Genomic DNA, 19,796 nt, shown 5'->3' with positions numbered 1-19,796 from the left:
GTTTCTCCTCTCCTCCGCTCAGTGGATCAGCATGCCGCCGTTCACATCGATGACCGCACCGGTCACGTAGGCCGAGAGGTCGGAGGCGAGGAAGGTATAGATCCCGGCGACGTCGGCGGCCTCGCCGAGCCGGCCGAGCGGAATTCCCTCGAGGACCTTCGCCCGCATCTCGTCAGTGAGCTTGCCGGCGGTGATGTCGGTCCCGATCAGGCCCGGCGTCACGCAGTTGACGCGGATGCCATCGGGGCCGAACTCGCGCGCCATCGCCTTGGCGAGCCCGAGCACGCCGGCCTTTGCCGCCGAATAGTGTGGTCCGCCGAAGATGCCGCCGCCGCGCTGGGCGGAGACCGACGACATGCATGCGATCGATCCGCTCTTGCGTTTCTGCATGTGCGGGATCACGACCTGCGACAGGAACAGGATGCCCTTGAGATTGACGTCCTGGATGCGGTCCCAATCCTCGGGCTTGATGTCGAGGAGCTTCACGGGCTGGGTCACGCCCGCGTTGTTGATGAGGATGTCGATCTGGCCGAATTTCGCGATGACCGCCTCGACGGCCCTGATGCAGGTTTCCTTGTCGGCCACGTTGCAGGCGAGTCCGAGATGCGGCTCGCCGGCGCTGGATTCGATGCTGCGCGCGGCTGCTTCCGCCGCAGGGCCGTCGATATCGAGAATGGCGACCCGGGCCCCTTCGGCCGCAAAGCGGCGGGCGGTTGCAAGTCCAATGCCCCGCGGAGAGGCCGCTCCGGTAATGATTGCAGTCTTGCCGCGTAGCAGCATCTACTCCTCCCTGAATGGCTGTTGCCGGGCCCCCAAAAGGCGCCCCTGTTCTTGACCCGGTTGATTATGCCCCCGCCCGATTTCCCACAAACGCGCTGTTGTCTTGCATGGGTGAATTTGGTTCACTTGTCGGATGCTGCTGTCCAGTATCCCGATGTCGTCCATCCGCGCCTTCGAGGCGGCCGCACGCACCGGCTCGTTCCGGGATGCGGCGAACGAGCTTCATCTCACCCCGAGCGCGGTGAGCCACGCCATTCGCAAGCTCGAAAGCGCGATGAGCACCACCTTGTTCGAGCGCAGCGCCCGCGCGGTCCGCCTGACAACGGCGGGCGAGAACCTGATGCGTCACGCCGGCGCGGCGTTCGACAATCTGCGCCGGGGCATCGAAGAGGTCGCGGGCCGCGGACCGCAATTGCTGAGGGTGCACTGCGCCCCGAGCTTTGCGGCCCAGTGGCTCGCCCCGCGCCTCGCCCGCTTCATGGCCGCCGAGCCGAAGCTCGAGGTCCGACTCGCCGCCAACACGGAATATGCCCGGTTCAGCAACGACGATTTCGACATCGACATCGTGTACGGCCAGCCGAGGGCGGAGGGCGTCGAGGTCATTCCGTTGGGCGAAGAGACCGTAACGCCCTTATGCACGCCGGAACTCGCGAAAAAAATTCGCAAACCGAAGGACCTGCTCGACCAGGTGTTGATCCGCTCGGACGTGAAGCAGGTGCAATGGCATCAATGGTTCACGGCCAACGGCCTCGAAGCGCCGGCCATTCATGGCATGCGCTTCGATCGCAGCTTCCTGGCGATCGCGATGGCCTCAAGCGGCCTCGGCGTGACGCTGGAATCAACGCGGCTTGCCGAACGGGAAATCGCGACAAAGCGGTTGGTTGCGCCTCTGGCCGGACGTTCCGTCGACATCCGGTATGTCGGCCACCATCTCGTTTTTCCACGCGCAAGCCGGCAGCGTCGGCCGATCCGGGTGTTCGCCGACTGGATCACGCGTGAGCTTGCGGCCGGCGGCCTGGCTTCGACACCCTAATGCGCACCGCAGCGGCAGCTTTCATAGGCTACGGGATCGTGGCTGTTGACGATGCTCACGCGATCGCCGTGGTTCAGCTTCAGCGCGCGCAGCCGCGCCTGGTTGGCGATCCGCATCTTGCGATCCATGTCGCCGCGGCGCTGGAAATAACCCAGCATCAGCGGCACGCGCGGCGACGGGTCGAGCTGGGCGTGGTGGAAATAGCTGTCGCCGGCATGCAGCAGCCATTTGTCACCTGATCGCACCGCGATGCCGCAATGGCCGAGCGTGTGACCGGCGAGCGGGATCATCAGGATGTCGGCTTCCTTGTCGCCGAGCGCGCGCACGCCCTTGAAGCCGAACCAGTCCTCACCGGCCTCGCCATAGAATGTCCATCCGGGCCCATGGCTCCACTGCCCCGTGACATAGCGCCCTTCGGGCGGCGCGGGCTTGCGTAGCACCGCCATGTCGTATTCGGCGCGGTGGACGTGGATCGCGGCATGGGGAAAGTCCGGCACGCCGCCGGCGTGGTCGCGGTCGAGATGCGTCAGCAGCACGTGGCGCACATCGCCGGGTGAGTAGCCGAGCGCCTTCACCTGCTCGACCGCCGTCTCCGCCGGGTCCAGCCTTGGCGCGGTCTGGCGCAGCCATCGGCCACCCAGCCGATCGGGCGTTGCGATATCGCCGAGACCGATGCCGGTGTCGACCAGAGCGAGTCCGTCCCTCGTCTCGACCAGCAGGCAGTGGCAGACCAGGCGGGCGCGCTGGAACAGGCCGCCAGTGCCGTTCACCAGGCGGCGGCCCATGGGGCACATCGTGCCGGTGTTGAGGTGGTGGATTTTCATGGCGCGTTCCTGCTGTTGTGAGCAGGGCGTTCTTGCCACCGGGCGATCTATAGGTAAAATATTGAATATTGATACTATCTCTAGGCTTATCCTATGGACATCCGCGAGCTTCGCTACTTCGCCGCCGTGTACCGCGAGCGCAATCTGACCGCGGCGGCGCGCGCATGCTTCGTGTCGCAGCCGTCGATCTCGACCGCGATCACCCATCTGGAGGCCGAGCTCGGCACCACGCTGTTCATCCGGCACAAGAAGGGCGTCGCACCGACCGCCTCAGCCGAGCAGTTTCATGCGCTGGCCCGCCGCATCATCGACGAGGCGGACGCCGCGCGCAGCCTCTTCAGGAAGCCGAATACGAAGACCACCGTCACGCTCGGACTGATGCGCACGCTCGACATCCCCCGAACGATCGCGCTGCTGAAGCCGCTGACGGCGCGCACCGACATCGCGCTCCGCCTCGTCGGCAGCGACGAGCGCGCCGATGCGCGCATCATTTCGAAGAGCATGCTCCGCGCCGACGAGCATTTCGTCGCGCTGTGGAGCGAGCGCTATGTCGCCGCACTTCCGCCCTCGCATCCGCTGACGCTGAAGGAGAAGCTGCGGACCGCCGATCTCGCCGGCGTCCCTCTGATCGACCGCTGCCATTGCGAGCAAAGCGAATTCTTCGGTCGGAGCTCACAACGAAGGCAGACCGCGGCGATCGCGCAATCGGAGGATTGGGCGATGGCGCTGGTCGCGGCCGGCGTCGGCATCGCCATCGTTCCGGAAGGCGTGGCGCGCGGCAACCCCGACGTCGCGGTGCGCGAGATCGAGGTCAGGGTCAAACGCGAGGTCGGACTGGCCTACCGCGCATCAGTGCCGCTGGCGGACGCGCTGAAGGATTTTGTCGGGAAACTTCAGAAGCAGCGGCGCAAGCCGGATCCGGCCGGCCCACGGCGTAACAAGCGCAGGAAGTCCTAGCCCTTCGAGATGACTGCGCGGCCATAGGGCGGCTGGGCCGCAACCGGCGGATTGGCGGTCTGGGCTGCGAGTTCGCCGATCAGGCGGTCGGCATCGGCGGCCATGCCGTCGGGCGCCTGGATCACCAGACGCTCCAGCGCCCAGCGATAGGACGAGACGCGCTGCTCGAGGCACAGCTGCACCCACTGGATGATCAGCGAGTTTTCCCGCATGCGCGCGACCGCATCCTCCCTCTCCCTTGGCGAGAGCTCGGAGACGCGCGCCATGGTCGCATCGCGCTTCCTGTCGAGATCGATGACGCGGATCGCGGAGCCGAAGAACGGCTCGAAACGGGTGATGTCGTTGCGCACGTCCTCGATCAGCTGCGCATAGCGCGAGGAATGCGAGCGATGCGGCTCGTCGATCAGCGTGCGCCCATACATAGTGCGGTCGAACACGACCTTCTGCTGCCAGGGCGACGGCAGCGCCTTGTAGTCGCCGAATACGCTCTTCCAGGCGGGCCGCGACAGCGGCGGCTCGATCATGGGATAGGCAAGATCGCGAAGCTGGCGCTCCGCGTCGGTGAGCTGGAATTGGGACGACTTCAGGCCAACGCTGCCGGTGGCCTCGGCCCCGAGCCAGCGATGCATGTCGTCGCTGCGCATGTCAGCGCGGGTGCGGCCGAAATCGCCGCCGCTACACGCGCCGAGCGTCCCGCCAACGAGTGCGAGCAGGACGGCCGTTACGACAGGCCGGATCTGGCGGATGGCATCCGGCATTGCAAAAGCCGGATGCTAGCGGCGACGACGACGGCGCCCCGGCGCTGTGCCCTGCTCCGGCCCGCGATCGCCGCTGGTTTCTTCCGTCTGGCGCTCGATGCGGATCACGGGGAGGATCAGAATCGTTCCCGTTTCCGTACGCGGCGTGGCATCCCCCGACGAGCCTGCCCGGCGACCGGCCGGAAATTCGATAATGGTCCCCATATCAGCTCTCTATCAATTGCCGCGCGACCGAGCGCGCTGGTGCAACGTGCGTTCATTAAGATCAGTTCATGGTTAACGGGGTGTAAACGCGCCATCCGGACCGTAACTTCACGGGCGGCCTCCCGCGTCCCGTTGCGGGACGACAACACCTGAAATGATGGGGTCGACTTCACGCCTCGTTTTCCTTAACGAGCCTTTAAAGGAACCTGCGTTAGGCTCGCGGACGAGTATCTTTTCCAGGTCGCGTATCTCTCCATGACCAAGTCGCTGTTTCCCGGATTCGACGGGCTGATGAGCCTCTCCCGTCGCGAAGGCGTTGATGTTCGCCCGACGCTGCTGCGCGTGCTGACGGACCTCTATGTCCAGGCGCCCACCCACAGCGACGACGAGCAGCGCCAGTTCATCGAGCTTGCAACGCGGCTGATCGACCAGGTCGACGATGCGACGCGCGCGGCCGTCAAGGCGAAGCTTGCGATCTATTCGCAGACGCCCGTCCCGGTTCTGCAGAAACTCGGGCTGGTTGCGACCCAGGAAGGCCGCAGGGTTCCGCTCGCACGCGAAATTCGCAGCTCCCCGCAGGCGGCTTCGCCTGCTCGCACGCCGACCGACGCCGAGTTGCGCATGGCCGCCAACATGGCGATGCAGCCGAAGGAAGCGGCCGAGATCCACGACATGTTCTTCCGCGCCGATGCGACCCAGCGCGCGCTGGTCCTGCACAATCTGGGGCAGACCCCGCTGAAGGCCGCGCCGCGGATTCCGACCGTCCGCGCCAAGCGTGCGATCCAGATCCTGGAGATGGCGGCAATCGCCAACGATGTCGAGAATTTCACCTACGAGCTTGGCGACAGCCTGATCCTGCCCTCGCGCGTCGCAGCGCAGATCGTCGACGATGCCGGCGGCGAAGCGCTCGCGGTCGCCGCGCGCGCGCTCGACATGCCGAGCCCGAACTTCCAGCGCATCCTCCTGTTCTTCAAGCCGGAGATCGGCACGTCGGTCGATGCGGTGTACCGGTTGTCGCGGCTCTACGACCGGCTCAGCGACCGCTCCGCGCTGGTGATGCTGGCAGCCTGGCGCGGCTCGACGCTCGCGGTCACGCGCGCAAAATACCAGTCGTCGCTGCATGACAGCGAACGCCAGCGCGCGCGTGCGGGCGCCAGCCAGACCCGGCCGGGCGTGCAGCCGGGCTCGGCGCCTGCGGTGCGGACGGGCACCGACGGATCGGACCGCTAGGTCTTCGCCAATTCGAGGAAGTGACGGCCTTTGCGGTCCTCGGTCTCGACGATCCAGGCGTCCGGATCGAAGCGGATTTCCTTGGTGAGGCGCTCCTCGACCGCTGGCTCAGGCATCGGCTGCGCGGCAAGTGGCACGAAGAAGCGATCGACCGGCCGGCCGTCGTCATAGACGGTCTGCGGCGCCGGTACGTACAGCATCGCGTTGCCGTCGAGCAGCGACACCTTCACGAATACCGCGCCCGCCTCCTCGGCACCGCGACGACGCACCGCCCCGAACACGCCTTCGGTCTGGCACCGGCGCAGGTAGGCGGAAACCCAAATGTTTGATTTCAAACGCATGAAGAGCACGATAGGCCAGTGCTGCAATCAGCACCAGCCTTCGCACAACAATGACGCTTATTCGACGGGGTGGCCGATCGCGGCTCCGAGCTCGCGCAGCAGGCGGTCGGAGACCTGACCCGTCACCTGCATCTTGTGCTCGCGCTCGAATTTCTGGATCGCCGACTGCGTCTCTGCGCCCATCGTGCCCGTGATCTTCAAATTGCCATAGCCGTATTCGGACAGCGCGCGCTGCACGCCGGCGATACGCCGCGCGGCCGGACTCTGCTGCACGGGAATCGGCGCCGGCGGACGCGCGATGGCGACGGATTGCGGCGGCGCCGACGTCGTTTGCTTGACCAGATTGGTCATCGGATCGCCCGCACGCGGCATCGATGCCGTCGCCTCGACCGGCTTCTCGGGGGCCTTCTCGGCGGCGCGCTCGACAGGCTTGGGCTCGGCGCGGAATTCCGTCGCTCTCGGCTCCAGCGGCGAGGTATCGGCGCCGACGGGGCGCGGACGCGGCAAGGGGTTCGACAGCGGCACGGACGACGGCGCGGGAAGATTGATCACGGTGCCGAACATCGGCGCCGGATGCCGGCCGGTCTGAAGGAACAGCGCGTTGGCAACGATCGCACTGACTGCGGCGACGGCGACGAGACCGGCCAGCGTATCCTTGGGACTGTGCAGCAGGATGCGCATCGCAAGATTGCGCTCGGTCTCGACATCGATGACCGCGGCCTTGGCGCCACGGCGGCGCGGAGCGGCTTCGTCCTTGGCAGACTTCTTAGGCACTTTTCTTCACCAGAGCTGGTTGGTCGTGAGATTGGTCCTGAAGCTCCTGGCGCGGCACCGGTGTCAGCGTCGCGATCTTGCTCTCGGCCGCCATTCTATCGGACGTCTTGGCCTGCGGCGGCGTGTAGACGAGCGGCAATCTGACGGTGACGGAGGTGCCCTCGCCGAGCCTGCTTTGTACAGTCAATTCGCCGAGATGCAACGCCACCAGACTCTTCACGATCGAAAGCCCGAGACCCGTGCCTTCGTGTCGGCGCTGATAGGTCTTTCCGGCCTGGAAGAACGGCGCGCCGATGCGCTTGAGATCATCCGCCGCAATGCCGACACCGGTGTCGCTGATGCGCAGCGCGAGCTGCGATCCGGACACCGCGGCCGATACGGTGACCTGACCGCCGCGCTCGGTGAACTTGATGGCGTTGGCGACGAGATTGAGCACGATCTGCTTGAAGGCACGCGGATCGCCAGTCATGACGGGCAGGTCCTGCGGCGCATCGGTGATGAGGTCGATGCCGTTCTCCCGCGCCTTCAGCGCCAGCAGATTGCAGCAATGCATCAGAGAGGCGCGCGGCGTGAACGGTTCCGACGCAATCTCGAAATTGCCCGATTCCATCTTGGACATGTCGAGGATGCCGTTGACGACCGACAGCAGATGCTGGCCGGAATCGTTGATGAGCTGGGCATATTCCTTGCGCTGGGCCGCACCCAGCATCAGGGTCTGCTCCTGCGCGATCATCTCGGAGAAGCCGATGATGGCGTTGAGCGGCGTGCGCAGCTCGTGGCTCATGGTGGCGAGGAAACGGGTCTTGGCGGCATCGGCCGCTTCCGCGGCGCTGCGCGCCTGATCGAGCGCCTGCTCCGCGAGCTTGCGATCGGTGACGTCGCGCATCACGCCGACGACTTCCGCCTCGCGCGTGGCATCGCTGTCAATATCCTGGCGGCCGATATCCTGGTCGAGCGGCCGGCAGCGCATCTCGACCCAGATGAAATCGACCTGGCCACGCTCCGATCCGGCCGGCTCCCGCCGCAACCGGAACTCGACGCTACGCACGTCGCCGCGCGCGGCATCGGAGAGCGCGGTGAGATAGGCCGGACGATCGGCGACATGGACGCGGTCGAACAGGCCGTGGCCGAGCAGCTGCGCGACGGGCATGCCGAGCATGGCTTCCACCGCCGGCGAGATGAATTGCACAGCGCCGTTGCGCCGATGCCGCGAGATGACGTCGCTCATATTGCGCGCCAGCAGGCGATAGCGCTCTTCCTCGCGCAACAGCAGCGCAACGCTGGTGCGCGCGAGCGATTCCGCACCGAAGGCGAGGCCCGCGGCATAGAGCGTCGCCGAGGCGACGCCGAACGCCATCAGCACGCCGCGTTGTGCGGCGCTGGCGTCTCCAGCCGGCAGCCAGCCGAGCTGGCCGGCAAGAATCAGGACGCCGGCGCAGGAGAGCGCAAGCAGGGAGGCGAAGGCCGCGACGCGGCGCGAGGCCGACAACGCAGCTTCCAGGGGAACCACGACCAGCCAGATCGCGGCGAATGATTCGATGCCGCCGGTGGTGCCGGCAACCGCCATGATCAGGCCGGCGAGCGCCAGCGACGACAGCACATGGGCGCCTTCATAGCGGCCGGTGCGCGACAGGAACCATGACAGGAGAATGGGGGCGATCAGCCACGCGAAGGCGGCGACCTCGATCGCGCTCGGCGCGCCTCGCGTGGCGAGATAAACCGGGAATGCGGCAAACGCGGCCAGGCTGCCGAGCAGCCGCGGCGCCATGAAGGCACGATGGCGCGCTCGCGTCAGCGCGTCGTAACGCGCGGAGGGATGCAGCAGTGCATCGAGACAATCGCGGATGATACTCAAAACTGTCACGGGTCTCGCGCTTCGGCCCACTCGTCGAGAAGACGTGCCGGAACGCCTCCTTATCGTTGAGCCACCGTGTCAGAGCGACCTTAAACGAGTGCTAAGGCAATGCGGCCCGCCGCCGGACACTGTGTCATCGCGGAGATTTTTAGGCGATTTGACCACGTCATCATCGGGGATGGTGAACACAGGGTTTCACCAGTCCCCGCATGGTTTCGAATTGGTGGACAAGCGGCGCCACCGGAATCACGGGGCTCCGGCGTCAATCGAAAATTTACGACGTGGCTGTTCGGGAAGATTCTTGCGCAGATTTTCCGCGAATTAAGCGGAAGGCAATCACTTGCGATTTATCGAGAGTTGCTAGGTCCGGCGCCTCGCGGGCATCGCCGCGGCGGGATCTAACATACAGGTCGATAAGATGCGCTTTCTGCTCCGCATCACATTCTGGCTCGGGCTGGTGCTGGTGCTCCTGCCGCGGGACAAGACGCCCGAATCGGAGAAGCTGCCGCAGATCGGCGCCGCCGATGCGGTGCAGGCTGCGACCGCGGCCGTCTCCGACGTGACCCAGTTCTGCAAGCGCCAGCCGGCGGCCTGCGAGGTCGGCGGCCAGGCCGCGACGATCATCGGCCAGCGCGCACAGGACGGCGCGAAGAAAATCTACCAGATCATCAACGACAAGAAAGAGCAGCTCGAGAAGACCGACAAGAAGGCGCCCGATCATACCGGCTCGATCGCGCTGGCCGGCGAAGGCGATGCCGCCTCGGGCGAGGCGCCGCGCGACACCCTGAGCCAGGACGACCTCGCGCTGGAATGGCGCGGCCCTGCGGCGGCGCCGGCGAATTAGCGCCCAAACCCTATCGATTTCGCGTCTTCGCATCCTTATATTGGCCTGAACGGGAACATTGGGCCAGCATGACGACGATCGACGAAATCAGGGACAATTTCGAGCTTCTGGACGAGTGGGACGACCGCTACCGGTACGTCATCGAGCTCGGCCGCACCCTGGAACCGATGCCCGAATCCGAGCATTCGGCCGAGAACAAGGTGAATGGCTGCGTCAGCCAGGTCTGGCTCCAGAAGCTGGTCGATCGCGATGGCGGCGCCCCGATCCTGAAATATCGCGGCGACAGTGACGCCCACATCGTGCGCGGGCTGGTCGCGATCGTGCTCTCGCTTTACTCCGGCCGCACGCCGCAGCAGATCCTTGCGACCGACGCGATCGCGGTGTTCAACGAATTCGGCTTTCGCGATCATCTGACGCCGCAGCGCTCCAACGGCCTGCGCTCGATGGTCGAGCGCATCAAGACCGACGCGAAAGAGGCGCTCGCGGAAGCCACCTGAAGCGACTACTTCCGCTTCCGCTGCTGCTGTCCCAGTCCCATCTGCTTTGCCAGTTGCGAGCGCGCCACCGCGTAGTTCGGCGCGACCATGGGATAGTCGGCCGGCAGGCCCCATTTCTCGCGATATTGCTCCGGCGTCATGTTGTACTGGGTGCGCAGATGGCGCTTCAGCGACTTGAAGCGCTTGCCGTCTTCCAGACAGACCAGATAGTCCGGCGCGATCGACTTCTTCAGCGACACCGCCGGCTTGGCCGGCTCGAGCGGCGCGGTCTCGGCGCGGCCTGACGAGACGCGCACCAGGGCGCCATGCACCTGGCTGATCAGGTTCGGGATATCGGCCGCCGGCGTCGGATTGTTGCCGACATAGGCGGACACGATGCTGGCCGTCAGCTCGATGAAATTCTTAGCCCCGTTATCCGACATGGGCCCGACCTTTCCCTGACCTTGCGTCTCGCCGGAGAGACGACGCCTAAGTATTCCGTGTCAACAATACATTCGGCCGAAATAAGACGACTGACGAATATGAGCTGATTACTGACGAAGTGACAAGAACGATGGCGCTCTACTTGGACGCGGCGGCCTCAGGACCGCTGGTCGAGATGGGCGCGCAGTTCGTCGATCGAGGCGAAGCGCATCATGCCTTCCGGCATCTGCGCTTCGATCGAGCCATCGGAATAGAGCGAATAGGCCATGCCGTCGACGATACCCGATTTGAGCACGGTCACGGGCGCCTGCTCGACCGGCGTCGGTTCGGGGGGAGGCGGCGGCGGGCCGGGCTCGGTAAAGATCGACGGCGAGCGCGGCGGCGGGCGACGCCCGGCGGCCGGCGGTTCCGGTGGCCGCATACGGTCCGGCCTCGGCCAGGCATCGTCGAAGCCCGCCGGCTGACTCTCCGGGGCGGCCGGTTCCGTGGGCTCGTCATGAGGCTGCGGCGGCAAGCTCTCTGTCGCCTTCGCCTCCGCGCGCTCGCGCTCCTTGCGGGAGGACGAGGCGAACAACAGGTTGCGGCGGCGCGGCGCTTCCGGAGCCGCAGGCGGTGTCGGAGCTTCCGGCTCCGGCGGCGGTTCGGCGCGCGGACGCTCGCGCGCGGCGGCCTCGCTCTGCCACGGCGGCAGACCCGCGGCCGGTGGTGGCTCGGTTTTCGTCGCCGATGCCGGGAACGGCTCGGACACTGGCGCGCCAGGCACCGCGAGGCCCGGCAGCACGGGCCTGACCCGAACCTCGGCCGGCACGGCCGATCCGGCCAGCCGGCGGGCGATGCCCTTCAGTTCCACGACCACGACGTAGAGGCCGGCCAGTAACATTCCGGAGCAGACGCCAATGGTGCCGGAGATTATGAGGGTGCTGCCGAGGCTGGCCTCCCTAACGGTGAAGCCGAACAGGATCGTAAGGAGGCCCGCCAGGACGGCGAAAATCCCCACAATCAACAATGCCAAGCTCATCGAACTCACCCCTGGTCGCGCAGCCGTGCGCGACACCCGTTACGCCACGATACCGTCATACGGTGTTCCACGCCAACGGCGAATTAGAGCCTGCGTTCCTAAAGGGAAGGATATCAGGGACTTATTCACATTCCCTTCAGCTACGGCCCGCTACTTCTAAGCTGCTCTCAACTGTCTGGATTTGCTGCGTCGCATCAGGATTTTAGCCATAATGCCCAATTACTTGGTAATGGAACTGCGCTATAGGGATTCCGGGGAAGTGGCCCGCGGGCACCAGCAGGGCCAAGAGGGGATTCCGGGTCACCAATAGCCATGACATCCATCACGACTTCGGCGATCGACACGCCTCTGCGGCGCTCGGTTGAACGGACTTGCGACGATCTCGCCATGCTGGTGCTGGCTGCGGTCGCCGTCATTGCAGGCTTGACCTTCCGCGACTACGGGCTCGGCTGGGACGATTACACCCACGCTGAATATGCCGACCTGCTGCTGCGCATGTTCGGTTCCGGCTTCAGGGACACCGCGGCGCTCTCCTTCGCGAATCTCTACATGTATGGCGGCGGCTTCGACATGGTCGCGGCTCTCCTGCACAAGGTCATTCCGCTCGAGCTGTTCGAGACGCGACGCCTGCTCGGCGCCATGGTCGGCGTGATCGGGCTTGCGGTGACGTGGCGGCTCGGCCGTCGCATCGGCGGGCCCCTTGCCGGCCTTGCCGCGCTCCTGCTGCTCGCGCTCTGCCCGATCTTCTACGGCCACATGTTCATGAACCCGAAGGATGCGCCCTTCGCGGTGGCCATGATCATCCTGATGCTCGGCCTCGTGCGCCTCGCCGAGGAATATCCGCAGCCGTCGCCGCGCACGATCCTGATCGTCGGCCTGGGTGCCGGCCTCTCGCTCGGCTGCCGCGTCCTCGGCGGCCTCGCACTGGTCTACGCTATGATCGGCTTCATGCCGTTGTTCCTGGAGGAACTGCGCACCGAAGGCGTCCGCGAAGCAGCCCGCCGCTTCGCCCATGTCGTCTACGTGCTGCTGCCCGGCCTCGTGTTCGGCTACCTCGTGATGGGCCTGATCTGGCCGTGGTCTATCATGGAGCCCGGCAATCCCTTCGAGGCCCTGACCTATTTCTCGCATTTCTTCGAGAAGCCCTGGAAGGAGATGTTCGACGGCGCGATCGTGTCCGTGCCCGACATGCCCTGGTCCTATCTGCCGACGCTGTTCGCGCTGCAGCTTCCCGAGGTGATGCTGGTGCTGATGGGCGGCGCCGTGGTCAGTACCTTCGCCATGCTGCCGCGCCGCGAGGTTCCGGCGCGCCGCAAGACCATCCTCTTGATGCTGACGCTGGCGGCGACCCTGCCGCTCGCGATCGCGATGGTGAAGCGGCCGGCGCTGTACAACGGCATCCGCCATTTCGTCTTCGTGATCCCGCCGATGGCGGTGCTCGGCGGCGTCGCCTTTGCCTGGGCCATGGAGCGCCTGCGCACCAACCACCGCACCTGGCAGCCCGTCGTGCTCGCGACCTTCTGCTTCGGCCTCGCGCTGTCGCTGGCCGAGATGATCCGGCTGCATCCCTATCAATACACGCACTTCAACCACATCGCCGGCACCGTGCGCGGCGCCGACGACCGCTTCATGCTGGACTATTGGGGCCTTGCGCTGAAGCAGGCCTCGGACGAACTGCGCGAGCAGATCGTCGAGCGGCAGGAAGTGGCGCCGGGCAACCGCAAATGGAAGGTCGCGGTGTGCGGTCCGCAGCGCCCGGCCCAGGTCGCGCTCGGGCCCGACTTCACCATCGGCTGGGATTCCAACGCGGCCGATTTCGCGATGACGCTCGGCGAGTTCTACTGCAAGGGCCTCACTGCGCCCGTGATGGTCGAGATCAAGCGCGACGACGTGGTGTTCGCCCGCGTCTACGACATCCGCGGCCGCAGCATTTCCAGCCTGCTGTCGATCCCGGCGCCGTAGTAATTTTCTCCGGGACTTTTCGTGAGGCCCCGCATTTCGCGGAGCTGTCATTGGGCGGCGCTTCGCGCCGACCCGTTGGCTCCATGCGGGCTACGCGTGGCTGCTGCGATTTGACCGCCTTGCCGCCAGCCTCACCCGCGACTACGCTCCCTCCCCGCAACAACGATGTTCGGAGAGATAAGCCATGTCGCCAGCGGAAGCGCGCCTGAAGGAAGTGCCGTCGAACATGACGGAGGCGGAGTGGCAGCAACGGGTCAATCTCGCCGCCTGCTACCGCCTCGTCTCGCTGTATGGCTGGGACGATCTGGTCGACACCCACATTTCGGCGCGCGTGCCCGGCCCCGACCATCACTTCCTCATCAACCCCTACGGACTGATGTTCGACGAGATCACGGCATCGAGCCTCGTCAAGGTCGACCTGCACGGCAACCAGCTCTCCGAGAGCGAGTACAGCATCAACCCGGCCGGCTTCACCATCCATTCGGCGATCCACGAGGTGCGCGAGGACGCAATCTGCGTGCTGCATCTCCACACGCTCGACGGCACCGCGGTGTCGAGCAGCGCGGAAGGGCTGCTGCCGCTGAACCAGACCGCCCAGCTCGTCACCCACGACCTCGCCTATCACGACTATGAGGGCATCGCGCTCGACCACGACGAGCGGCCGCGGCTGCAGAAGGACCTCGGCGACCACAACCACATGCTGCTGCGTAACCACGGCACGCTGACGGTCGGCCGCTCGGTCGCCTCCGCGTTCGAGCGCATGTACCACCTCGAGCGCGCCTGCTCGATGCAGGTGCGCACGCGCGCGCTGGGCACGCCGGTCTACCCGGTCGAGGAGATTGCGATCGAGAAGAACACCGAGCTGCTCGCCAACCGCGACCGCGCCGAGCTGCGCGCCACCAACCTGGTCTGGCCGCCGCTGCTGCGCAAGCTCGACCGCGAGCTTCCGGGCTACCGGTCTTGAGATTTTCCGGATTTGGTGTAGGGTAGCGTTCAACGAACCTCTACGCCTTTTGGAATGAAACGCCGCCCAATTCCGGGCGGCGTTTTTATTTGCGCCGTCATTGCGAGGAGCGAAGCGACGAAGCAATCCAGACTGTGCCCGTGGAGGGATTCTGGATTGCTTCGCTACGCTCGCAATGACGAGGAGAGAGTCTTCGTAGGGTCGGCAAAGCGACTTGTCCGCCGTAGCTCGAAGAGCGAAGGCGGAAGCGTGCCCACCTCTTCTATCGCGATCGCGGACGAATGGTGGGCGCGGCGCTTTGCGCCTTTGCCCACCCCACGGCGCCGCGCTTATTTCACGTCCGCGAGCGCCGCGAGGATCCGCGCCCAGGAGCGGATGCCCTTCTGGAAACTGCGGAGGTCGTATTTCTCGTTCGGCGAATGGATGTTGTCGTCGTCCAATCCGAAGCCGACCAGCAGCGAGTCGAGCCCAAGCGTCCGCTTGAAATCGGCGACGATCGGGATCGAGGCGCCCGAGCCCATCAGCACGGTCTCCTTGCCCCACTCCTCGGTCAGCGCCTTGCTGGCGGCCGCGAGCGGTTTCATGTTCCAGTCGAGCGCCACCGCGGGCGCGGCGGAGTGATCGCCGAACTCGACCTTGCAGTCGCCGGGGATACGCGCCGTCACGTAGTCGCGAAAAGCCTTGCGGATCTTCTGGGGGTCCTGCCCTTCGACCAGGCGGAACGAGACCTTGGCCGAGGCATGCGACGGGATCACCGTCTTGGAGCCTTCGCCGATATAGCCGCCCCAGATGCCGTTGACGTCGCAGGTCGGACGCGAGGAGGCCTGCTCGATCAGCAGCCGGCCCTTCTCGCCGGCGGGGATCGACAGACCGATCGGCTTGAGGAACATCTCCGGCGTGAGGTTGAGCTTCTTCCACTGCTCCAGGATATCAGGCGGCAGATCCTTCACGCCGTCATAGAAGCCGGGGATGGTGATGCGGTTGTCGTCGTCGAACAGGCCGCCCAGGATTTTCGTCAGCACCCGGATCGGGTTCATCGCGCTGCCGCCGAACACGCCGGAATGCAGATCGCGATTGGCGGCGGTGATCTTCAGCTCTTCATAGAGCAGGCCGCGCAGCGACGTCGTGATCGCGGGCGTGTTGCGGTCCCACATGCCGGTGTCGCAGACCAGCACGTAGTCCGCTTTGAATTCGTCCTTGTTGGCCTCGATGAAAGGGACAAAGTTCTTCGAGCCGACCTCCTCCTCGCCTTCGATCAGGAAGGTGATGTCGATCGGCAGCGAGCCCGTCACTTTCTTCCAGGCGCGACAGGCCTCGACGAAGGTCATGACCTGGCCCTTGTCGTCCTCGGCGCCGCGCGCGACGATGATCTTGCGGCCGTCGGCATGGTCGGTGACGACAGGCTCGAACGGCGGACGGTGCCAGAGATCGAGCGGATCGACCGGCTGCACGTCGTAATGGCCGTAGAAAATCACATGCGGCCGTCCGCCCGCCCCGGTCTTGCCGACGATGGCGGGATGGCCGGCGGTCGGGCGGACTTCAGTGGCGACACCGAGGCTCGCGATGTCCTTGGCGAGATGCTCGGCCGCAGCCTTGCAGTCGGCGGCAAAGGCCGGATCCGCAGAGATCGACTTGATCCGCAACAGCGAGAACAGACGCTCCAGGCTGTTGTCGAAATCCTTGTCAATGTGATCGAGCACCGATTGAAGCTGCGCATTGGCCATGGTCGTATTCCTGACTTGTGAGTCTCAAGAGGTACCGGGTTTTAGCGCCGCCGCCGCCTCGGAGCCAGCCGCAACCGGCGGATGCCGGATGTGCCATGCGAGGCTACCTGCAAGAATGGCGGTCGCGACAAGGTTATTGCCCCAGGCCTGGATGACATTGGGAAACCACGGCAGCGACAGCAGCATGAGGATGCCGGCAGCGCCCAGCGCGAGCCAGGTTCCCAGCCGCACGTTCGGTCGCGCGTCGAAAGCGGCGCGATGCATCAGCACCGTCATCGGGAAGAACAGCCACATGAAGTAGTATTGCCGCGCCAGCGGCGATGCCACCGTCATCAGGCAGAACAGGATGCCGAGCTCCTCCGCATCCGAGCGCGCCGTTCGCCGCGCTTGCGGCGGCATCACCGCGAGGAAGCCGAGCCCGAGCAACGCCGACAACGCCAGCACGATCAAGTTCGCCGTCTTGTAATCGACATCGATGACATTCATCGTGCGCGGCGGCTTGTTGGGATCTTCCTGATTGTAGTTGATCGGGCGGACCAGGCGATGCGTGACGGCAATCAGGGACTGGTTGACCCACGACCAGTTCTGCTCGTCGCGCTGGCCAAAGCCCTTTTCCGAGCTCGTGCCGACCATGCCCTGATACCAGGTCTTGAGCTCGGCCGCGTTGCGCTCGAAGCCGCGGATCGGTGCAGGCACGACATAGAGAAGGATGCCGGTGAAAGCGACCGTCGCGACGGTGGCCGCCCACTTCCTGCGCCAGATCAGATAGGGCAGCACCGCGATCGGAAACACCTTGATGGCGGTGGCGAGCGCGAACAGGAAGCCTGCGAGCCAGGAGCGCTGATGCTGCAACGACCAGAAGCCCCACAGCATTATCGCCAGCAGCACGAGGTTCGGCTGGCCGAGGTCGAACATGTCGAACACGAAGGTCACGGTGACGATGGCCGGCAGCGCTTCGAGCCACGGGCCGGGCCTGCGGCCCGATCCCGTCATGGCATTGGAGAAGTTGCCCGTGTACCACCATGCCACCACGTTCAGGATCGACAGCACGACATAGAGCGGGATCTTGCCGAACCAGCTCGGGATCGCCAGCAGGATCGCCGGCAGCGGTGGATAGATGAATTCGAAATACTCGCCGATCTGGTCGGGATAGAGCGATCCACCGTGCAGCACCTGCTGCCCGGCCCAGTACCACAGCCCATAATCCTTGGTCTTGCCGTGGCCGAAGATCTCGGGAACGAGCACGTTGGCGGTCAGGAGGACGCAGCAGATCAGGAAGAGCAGATCGAGCGGCGCACGTAGCGACAAGGCTCTGTGCGGGCCAAGTTTGTCTGATAGATTCGGTGATGTCACATTATGTCCCGTCGGCAACAAATAGCACGTAGCAGACCGACGGACGCTTGGAGAACCCCCCTCACCTGAATTTATGGTGTTCGGCCTCGCCCGGCGTGCGGGGCAATCGCATCCAAATACTCGCGAGATCTCGTCATGCCCGGGACTGTCCCTCCTGCGCGGCCGAAGCCGCTTCGGCGAGGCGAGGCCCGGGCATCCACGTTCTTCGAGCTGCAACTAAGGCGTGGATGGCCAGGACAAGGCCCGGCCATGACGCAGTGGAGGCTTTAGTGCCTCAAATCCGGCTTCTCTGCCTACCTTCGCAGCAACCCGCCGAGCGCGCCTCGCACCAGGGTGCGGCCGATCGAGCCACCGAGCTGGCCGGCGACCGATTTGCCGAGATTGGCCGCCATCCCCCCGATAACCTGGTTGGTGACCGATCGCGTCATGTCGCGCGCAATGACCTGGCCCGTCGACAGACGGCCGCGCTTGACGTTGGTGCCGAAGATGGTGCCGACCATCGAGCCGATCTGGCCGAGGATGCCGCCGCCACCGCCATCGGCCGCACCGGCATCGGCAGTCGCAGCCGTGCCGGCAATCCGCTTCTGGATCATCTCGTAGGCGGATTCGGCATCGACAGCGGTGTCGTATTTGCCCTTCACCGGGCTCGCATCCATGATCGCCTTGCGCTCTTCCGGCGTGATCGATCCGATGCGGGCCGATGGCGGCCGGATCATGACACGCTCGACCATCGTTGGCGTGCCGTTGCCTTCGAGGAAGGACACCAGCGCCTCGCCCTTACCGAGCTCCATGATCACCTTGGCGGTGTCGAGCTTCGGGTTGGGCCGGAAGGTCTGGGCCGCGGCGGCGACCGCCTTCTGGTCGCGCGGGGTGAAGGCACGCAGCGCATGCTGCACACGGTTGCCCAATTGCCCGAGCACGCGGTCGGGCACGTCGACGGGGTTTTGCGTCACGAAATAGACGCCGACGCCCTTGGATCGGATCAAACGCACCACCTGCTCGATCTTGTCCATCAACGCCTTCGGCGCGTCGTTGAACAACAGATGTGCCTCGTCGAAGAAGAACACCAGCTTCGGCTTCGGCAGGTCGCCGGCCTCGGGCAGCTCTTCGAACAATTCTGACAGCATCCACAGCAGGAATGTCGCGTAAAGCCGTGGACTCTGCAGCAGCTTGTCGGCAACAAGGATGTTGACCATGCCGCGGCCGTCGCGGTCGGTCTTCATGAAGTCCTTCAGCGTCAGCGCCGGCTCGCCGAAGAATTTGGTGCCGCCCTGGTTCTCCAGCACCAGAAGCTGGCGCTGGATGGTGCCGACGGTGGCCTTGGTGACGTTGCCAAAACCCTGGGCCTCCTTCTTGATGTCGGCAAGCGGGCTTTCCTCGGCGTCCGCCCCCTTCTTGCCGGCATCCGGCACGATGGCATCGAGCAGCGCGCGCAGATCCTTCATGTCGATGAGGGTCAGCCCGTTGTCGTCGGCGACGCGGAAGGCGACGTTGAGCACGCCTTCCTGCACGTCGTTCAGGTCGAGCATGCGCGCGAGCAGAAGCGGCCCCATCTCCGTGACGGTCGCCCGCACCGGATGGCCCTGTTCGCCGAACACGTCCCAGAACACCGTCGAGAACTGGTCGGGCTGGAACGTCAGCCCCATCTCGGTGGCACGCTTGACAATGAAATCCTTGGCCTCGCCGACCTCGGAGATGCCGGAGAGGTCGCCCTTGATGTCGGATGCGAAGACCGGAACGCCGGCGCGCGCAAATCCTTCCGCCATGACTTGCAGCGATACCGTCTTACCGGTCCCGGTTGCACCCGTGACGAGGCCGTGGCGATTGGCAAGCGCCAGCGTCAGCCATGCCTGCTCGTCTCCCTTGCCGACGAAGATCTTGTCGTCGGTGTCGCCGAGCTTGCTGTCCTGTGCGGTCATGCTTCTCTCTGATCTCTCTGCCGTGTTTCGCCTATTGAAACTCGAATGCACCTGCTCCGTAGTTTAACGCATGTCGCGTGCGGATTAAAACCGTTCAACGCGCCCCGAGCATGCGACATTGTCGGAAACATACCGCCGACATCAGCCGAAAGTAGGAATGACGCGTTCGCACCGCGGCAATTTTTCGCTGAATCCATCTCCGCTCTTGCATCGCTGCAACACTTTTCGCGCCTTCGAGAGTGAATCGGAACCTTGCGTACGTTCATCGCTTGTATTTCACATCGCTCCGGATCAAGATCATTTCGGAAGCAATACTCGGGCATGCAAACCGGCTGA

Annotated in this window: 19 protein-coding genes; 7 read left to right on the top strand and 12 right to left on the bottom strand. The window is 65.0% G+C overall.

Annotation, left to right across the window (positions count from 1 at the left end):
• Positions 1-18 precede the first annotated feature (18 nt).
• A complete protein-coding gene (locus IVB46_RS35455) occupies positions 19-780 on the bottom strand; it encodes a glucose 1-dehydrogenase (RefSeq protein ID WP_247308384.1) in 762 nt (253 codons plus the stop codon).
• A 136-nt stretch (positions 781-916) separates the two neighbouring features.
• Here IVB46_RS35455 and IVB46_RS35450 point away from each other — a divergent pair, with 136 nt between their 5' ends.
• Complete coding sequence (locus IVB46_RS35450) at positions 917-1,813, top strand: LysR substrate-binding domain-containing protein (RefSeq protein ID WP_247309099.1); 897 nt, start codon at positions 917-919, stop codon at positions 1,811-1,813.
• On the opposite strand, the gene IVB46_RS35445 is transcribed toward IVB46_RS35450, so the two are convergent.
• Positions 1,810-2,637: an MBL fold metallo-hydrolase gene (locus IVB46_RS35445; RefSeq protein ID WP_247344610.1), complete on the bottom strand. Its 828-nt coding sequence runs from the start codon at positions 2,635-2,637 to the stop codon at positions 1,810-1,812. The genes IVB46_RS35450 and IVB46_RS35445 overlap by 4 nt on opposite strands.
• A 93-nt stretch (positions 2,638-2,730) precedes the next feature.
• On the opposite strand from IVB46_RS35445, the gene IVB46_RS35440 reads away from it, so the two are divergent.
• Positions 2,731-3,594, top strand: a complete 864-nt coding sequence (locus IVB46_RS35440) for a LysR family transcriptional regulator (protein WP_247308380.1) — start codon at positions 2,731-2,733, stop codon at positions 3,592-3,594.
• Here IVB46_RS35440 and IVB46_RS35435 read toward each other — a convergent pair.
• Positions 3,591-4,352 carry a hypothetical protein gene (locus tag IVB46_RS35435; RefSeq protein WP_071915653.1) on the bottom strand — a complete coding sequence of 254 codons (762 nt, stop codon included), beginning with the start codon at positions 4,350-4,352 and terminating at the stop codon, positions 3,591-3,593. The genes IVB46_RS35440 and IVB46_RS35435 overlap by 4 nt on opposite strands.
• Before the next feature lie 15 nt (positions 4,353-4,367).
• The gene (locus tag IVB46_RS35430) at positions 4,368-4,556 is read right to left on the bottom strand and encodes a hypothetical protein (RefSeq protein ID WP_014496746.1); all 189 of its coding nucleotides are present in this window, start codon (positions 4,554-4,556) and stop codon (positions 4,368-4,370) included.
• A 255-nt stretch (positions 4,557-4,811) separates the two neighbouring features.
• On the opposite strand from IVB46_RS35430, the gene IVB46_RS35425 reads away from it, so the two are divergent.
• Complete coding sequence (locus IVB46_RS35425) at positions 4,812-5,786, top strand: DUF2336 domain-containing protein (protein WP_247308378.1); 975 nt, start codon at positions 4,812-4,814, stop codon at positions 5,784-5,786.
• Here the strand turns inward: IVB46_RS35425 and IVB46_RS35420 are convergent.
• The 3 genes from IVB46_RS35420 to IVB46_RS35410 are packed head-to-tail and all read right to left on the bottom strand — an operon-like array spanning position 5,783 to position 8,765.
• Positions 5,783-6,127 carry a DUF1491 family protein gene (locus IVB46_RS35420; RefSeq protein ID WP_063986550.1) on the bottom strand — a complete coding sequence of 115 codons (345 nt, stop codon included), beginning with the start codon at positions 6,125-6,127 and terminating at the stop codon, positions 5,783-5,785. The two genes, IVB46_RS35425 and IVB46_RS35420, sit on opposite strands and share 4 nt — an antisense overlap.
• Positions 6,128-6,184: 57 nt before the next feature.
• The gene (locus IVB46_RS35415; protein ID WP_247308376.1) at positions 6,185-6,901 is read right to left on the bottom strand and encodes a peptidoglycan-binding domain-containing protein; all 717 of its coding nucleotides are present in this window, start codon (positions 6,899-6,901) and stop codon (positions 6,185-6,187) included.
• Positions 6,894-8,765 carry a PAS domain-containing sensor histidine kinase gene (locus IVB46_RS35410; protein ID WP_247308374.1) on the bottom strand — a complete coding sequence of 624 codons (1,872 nt, stop codon included), beginning with the start codon at positions 8,763-8,765 and terminating at the stop codon, positions 6,894-6,896. Before IVB46_RS35410 ends, IVB46_RS35415 begins: the two co-directional genes overlap by 8 nt.
• Positions 8,766-9,174: 409 nt before the next feature.
• On the opposite strand from IVB46_RS35410, the gene IVB46_RS35405 reads away from it, so the two are divergent.
• Both IVB46_RS35405 and IVB46_RS35400 read left to right on the top strand, forming a co-directional pair.
• Positions 9,175-9,600 carry a DUF5330 domain-containing protein gene (locus IVB46_RS35405; protein WP_063984586.1) on the top strand — a complete coding sequence of 142 codons (426 nt, stop codon included), beginning with the start codon at positions 9,175-9,177 and terminating at the stop codon, positions 9,598-9,600.
• 68 nt (positions 9,601-9,668) lie between these two features.
• On the top strand, positions 9,669-10,097 hold the full coding sequence (locus tag IVB46_RS35400) for a SufE family protein (RefSeq protein WP_028149946.1): 429 nt from the start codon (positions 9,669-9,671) through the stop codon (positions 10,095-10,097).
• A 5-nt stretch (positions 10,098-10,102) separates the two neighbouring features.
• Here IVB46_RS35400 and IVB46_RS35395 read toward each other — a convergent pair whose 3' ends face one another.
• Both IVB46_RS35395 and IVB46_RS35390 read right to left on the bottom strand, forming a co-directional pair.
• Positions 10,103-10,519: a MucR family transcriptional regulator gene (locus tag IVB46_RS35395; RefSeq protein ID WP_028159703.1), complete on the bottom strand. Its 417-nt coding sequence runs from the start codon at positions 10,517-10,519 to the stop codon at positions 10,103-10,105.
• Between the two features lie 158 nt (positions 10,520-10,677).
• Positions 10,678-11,538: a DUF308 domain-containing protein gene (locus IVB46_RS35390; protein ID WP_247344607.1), complete on the bottom strand. Its 861-nt coding sequence runs from the start codon at positions 11,536-11,538 to the stop codon at positions 10,678-10,680.
• A 312-nt stretch (positions 11,539-11,850) separates the two neighbouring features.
• Here IVB46_RS35390 and IVB46_RS35385 point away from each other — a divergent pair, with 312 nt between their 5' ends.
• Both IVB46_RS35385 and IVB46_RS35380 read left to right on the top strand, forming a co-directional pair.
• Positions 11,851-13,500: a glycosyltransferase family 39 protein gene (locus IVB46_RS35385; protein WP_247308371.1), complete on the top strand. Its 1,650-nt coding sequence runs from the start codon at positions 11,851-11,853 to the stop codon at positions 13,498-13,500.
• 184 nt (positions 13,501-13,684) lie between these two features.
• Positions 13,685-14,464, top strand: a complete 780-nt coding sequence (locus IVB46_RS35380) for a class II aldolase/adducin family protein (protein ID WP_028153549.1) — start codon at positions 13,685-13,687, stop codon at positions 14,462-14,464.
• Between the two features lie 329 nt (positions 14,465-14,793).
• On the opposite strand, the gene IVB46_RS35375 is transcribed toward IVB46_RS35380, so the two are convergent.
• The 3 genes from IVB46_RS35375 to IVB46_RS35365 form a co-directional block, all read right to left on the bottom strand.
• Positions 14,794-16,188: a M20/M25/M40 family metallo-hydrolase gene (locus IVB46_RS35375; RefSeq protein ID WP_085402705.1), complete on the bottom strand. Its 1,395-nt coding sequence runs from the start codon at positions 16,186-16,188 to the stop codon at positions 14,794-14,796.
• Between the two features lie 24 nt (positions 16,189-16,212).
• On the bottom strand, positions 16,213-17,496 hold the full coding sequence (locus tag IVB46_RS35370) for a glycosyltransferase family 87 protein (RefSeq protein ID WP_247308369.1): 1,284 nt from the start codon (positions 17,494-17,496) through the stop codon (positions 16,213-16,215).
• 338 nt (positions 17,497-17,834) lie between these two features.
• Entirely contained in the window at positions 17,835-19,460 is a 1,626-nt protein-coding gene (locus IVB46_RS35365; RefSeq protein WP_247308367.1) for a helicase HerA-like domain-containing protein, read from the bottom strand.
• Positions 19,461-19,796: the final 336 nt, after the last annotated feature.

It is taken from the genome of Bradyrhizobium sp. 61 (assembly GCF_023073075.1).
GTDB classification, from domain to species: Bacteria; Pseudomonadota; Alphaproteobacteria; order Rhizobiales; family Xanthobacteraceae; genus Bradyrhizobium; species Bradyrhizobium barranii.
The sequence above is the reverse complement of the archived record's forward strand: the minus strand, read 5'-3'. Positions and strand labels throughout refer to the sequence as shown.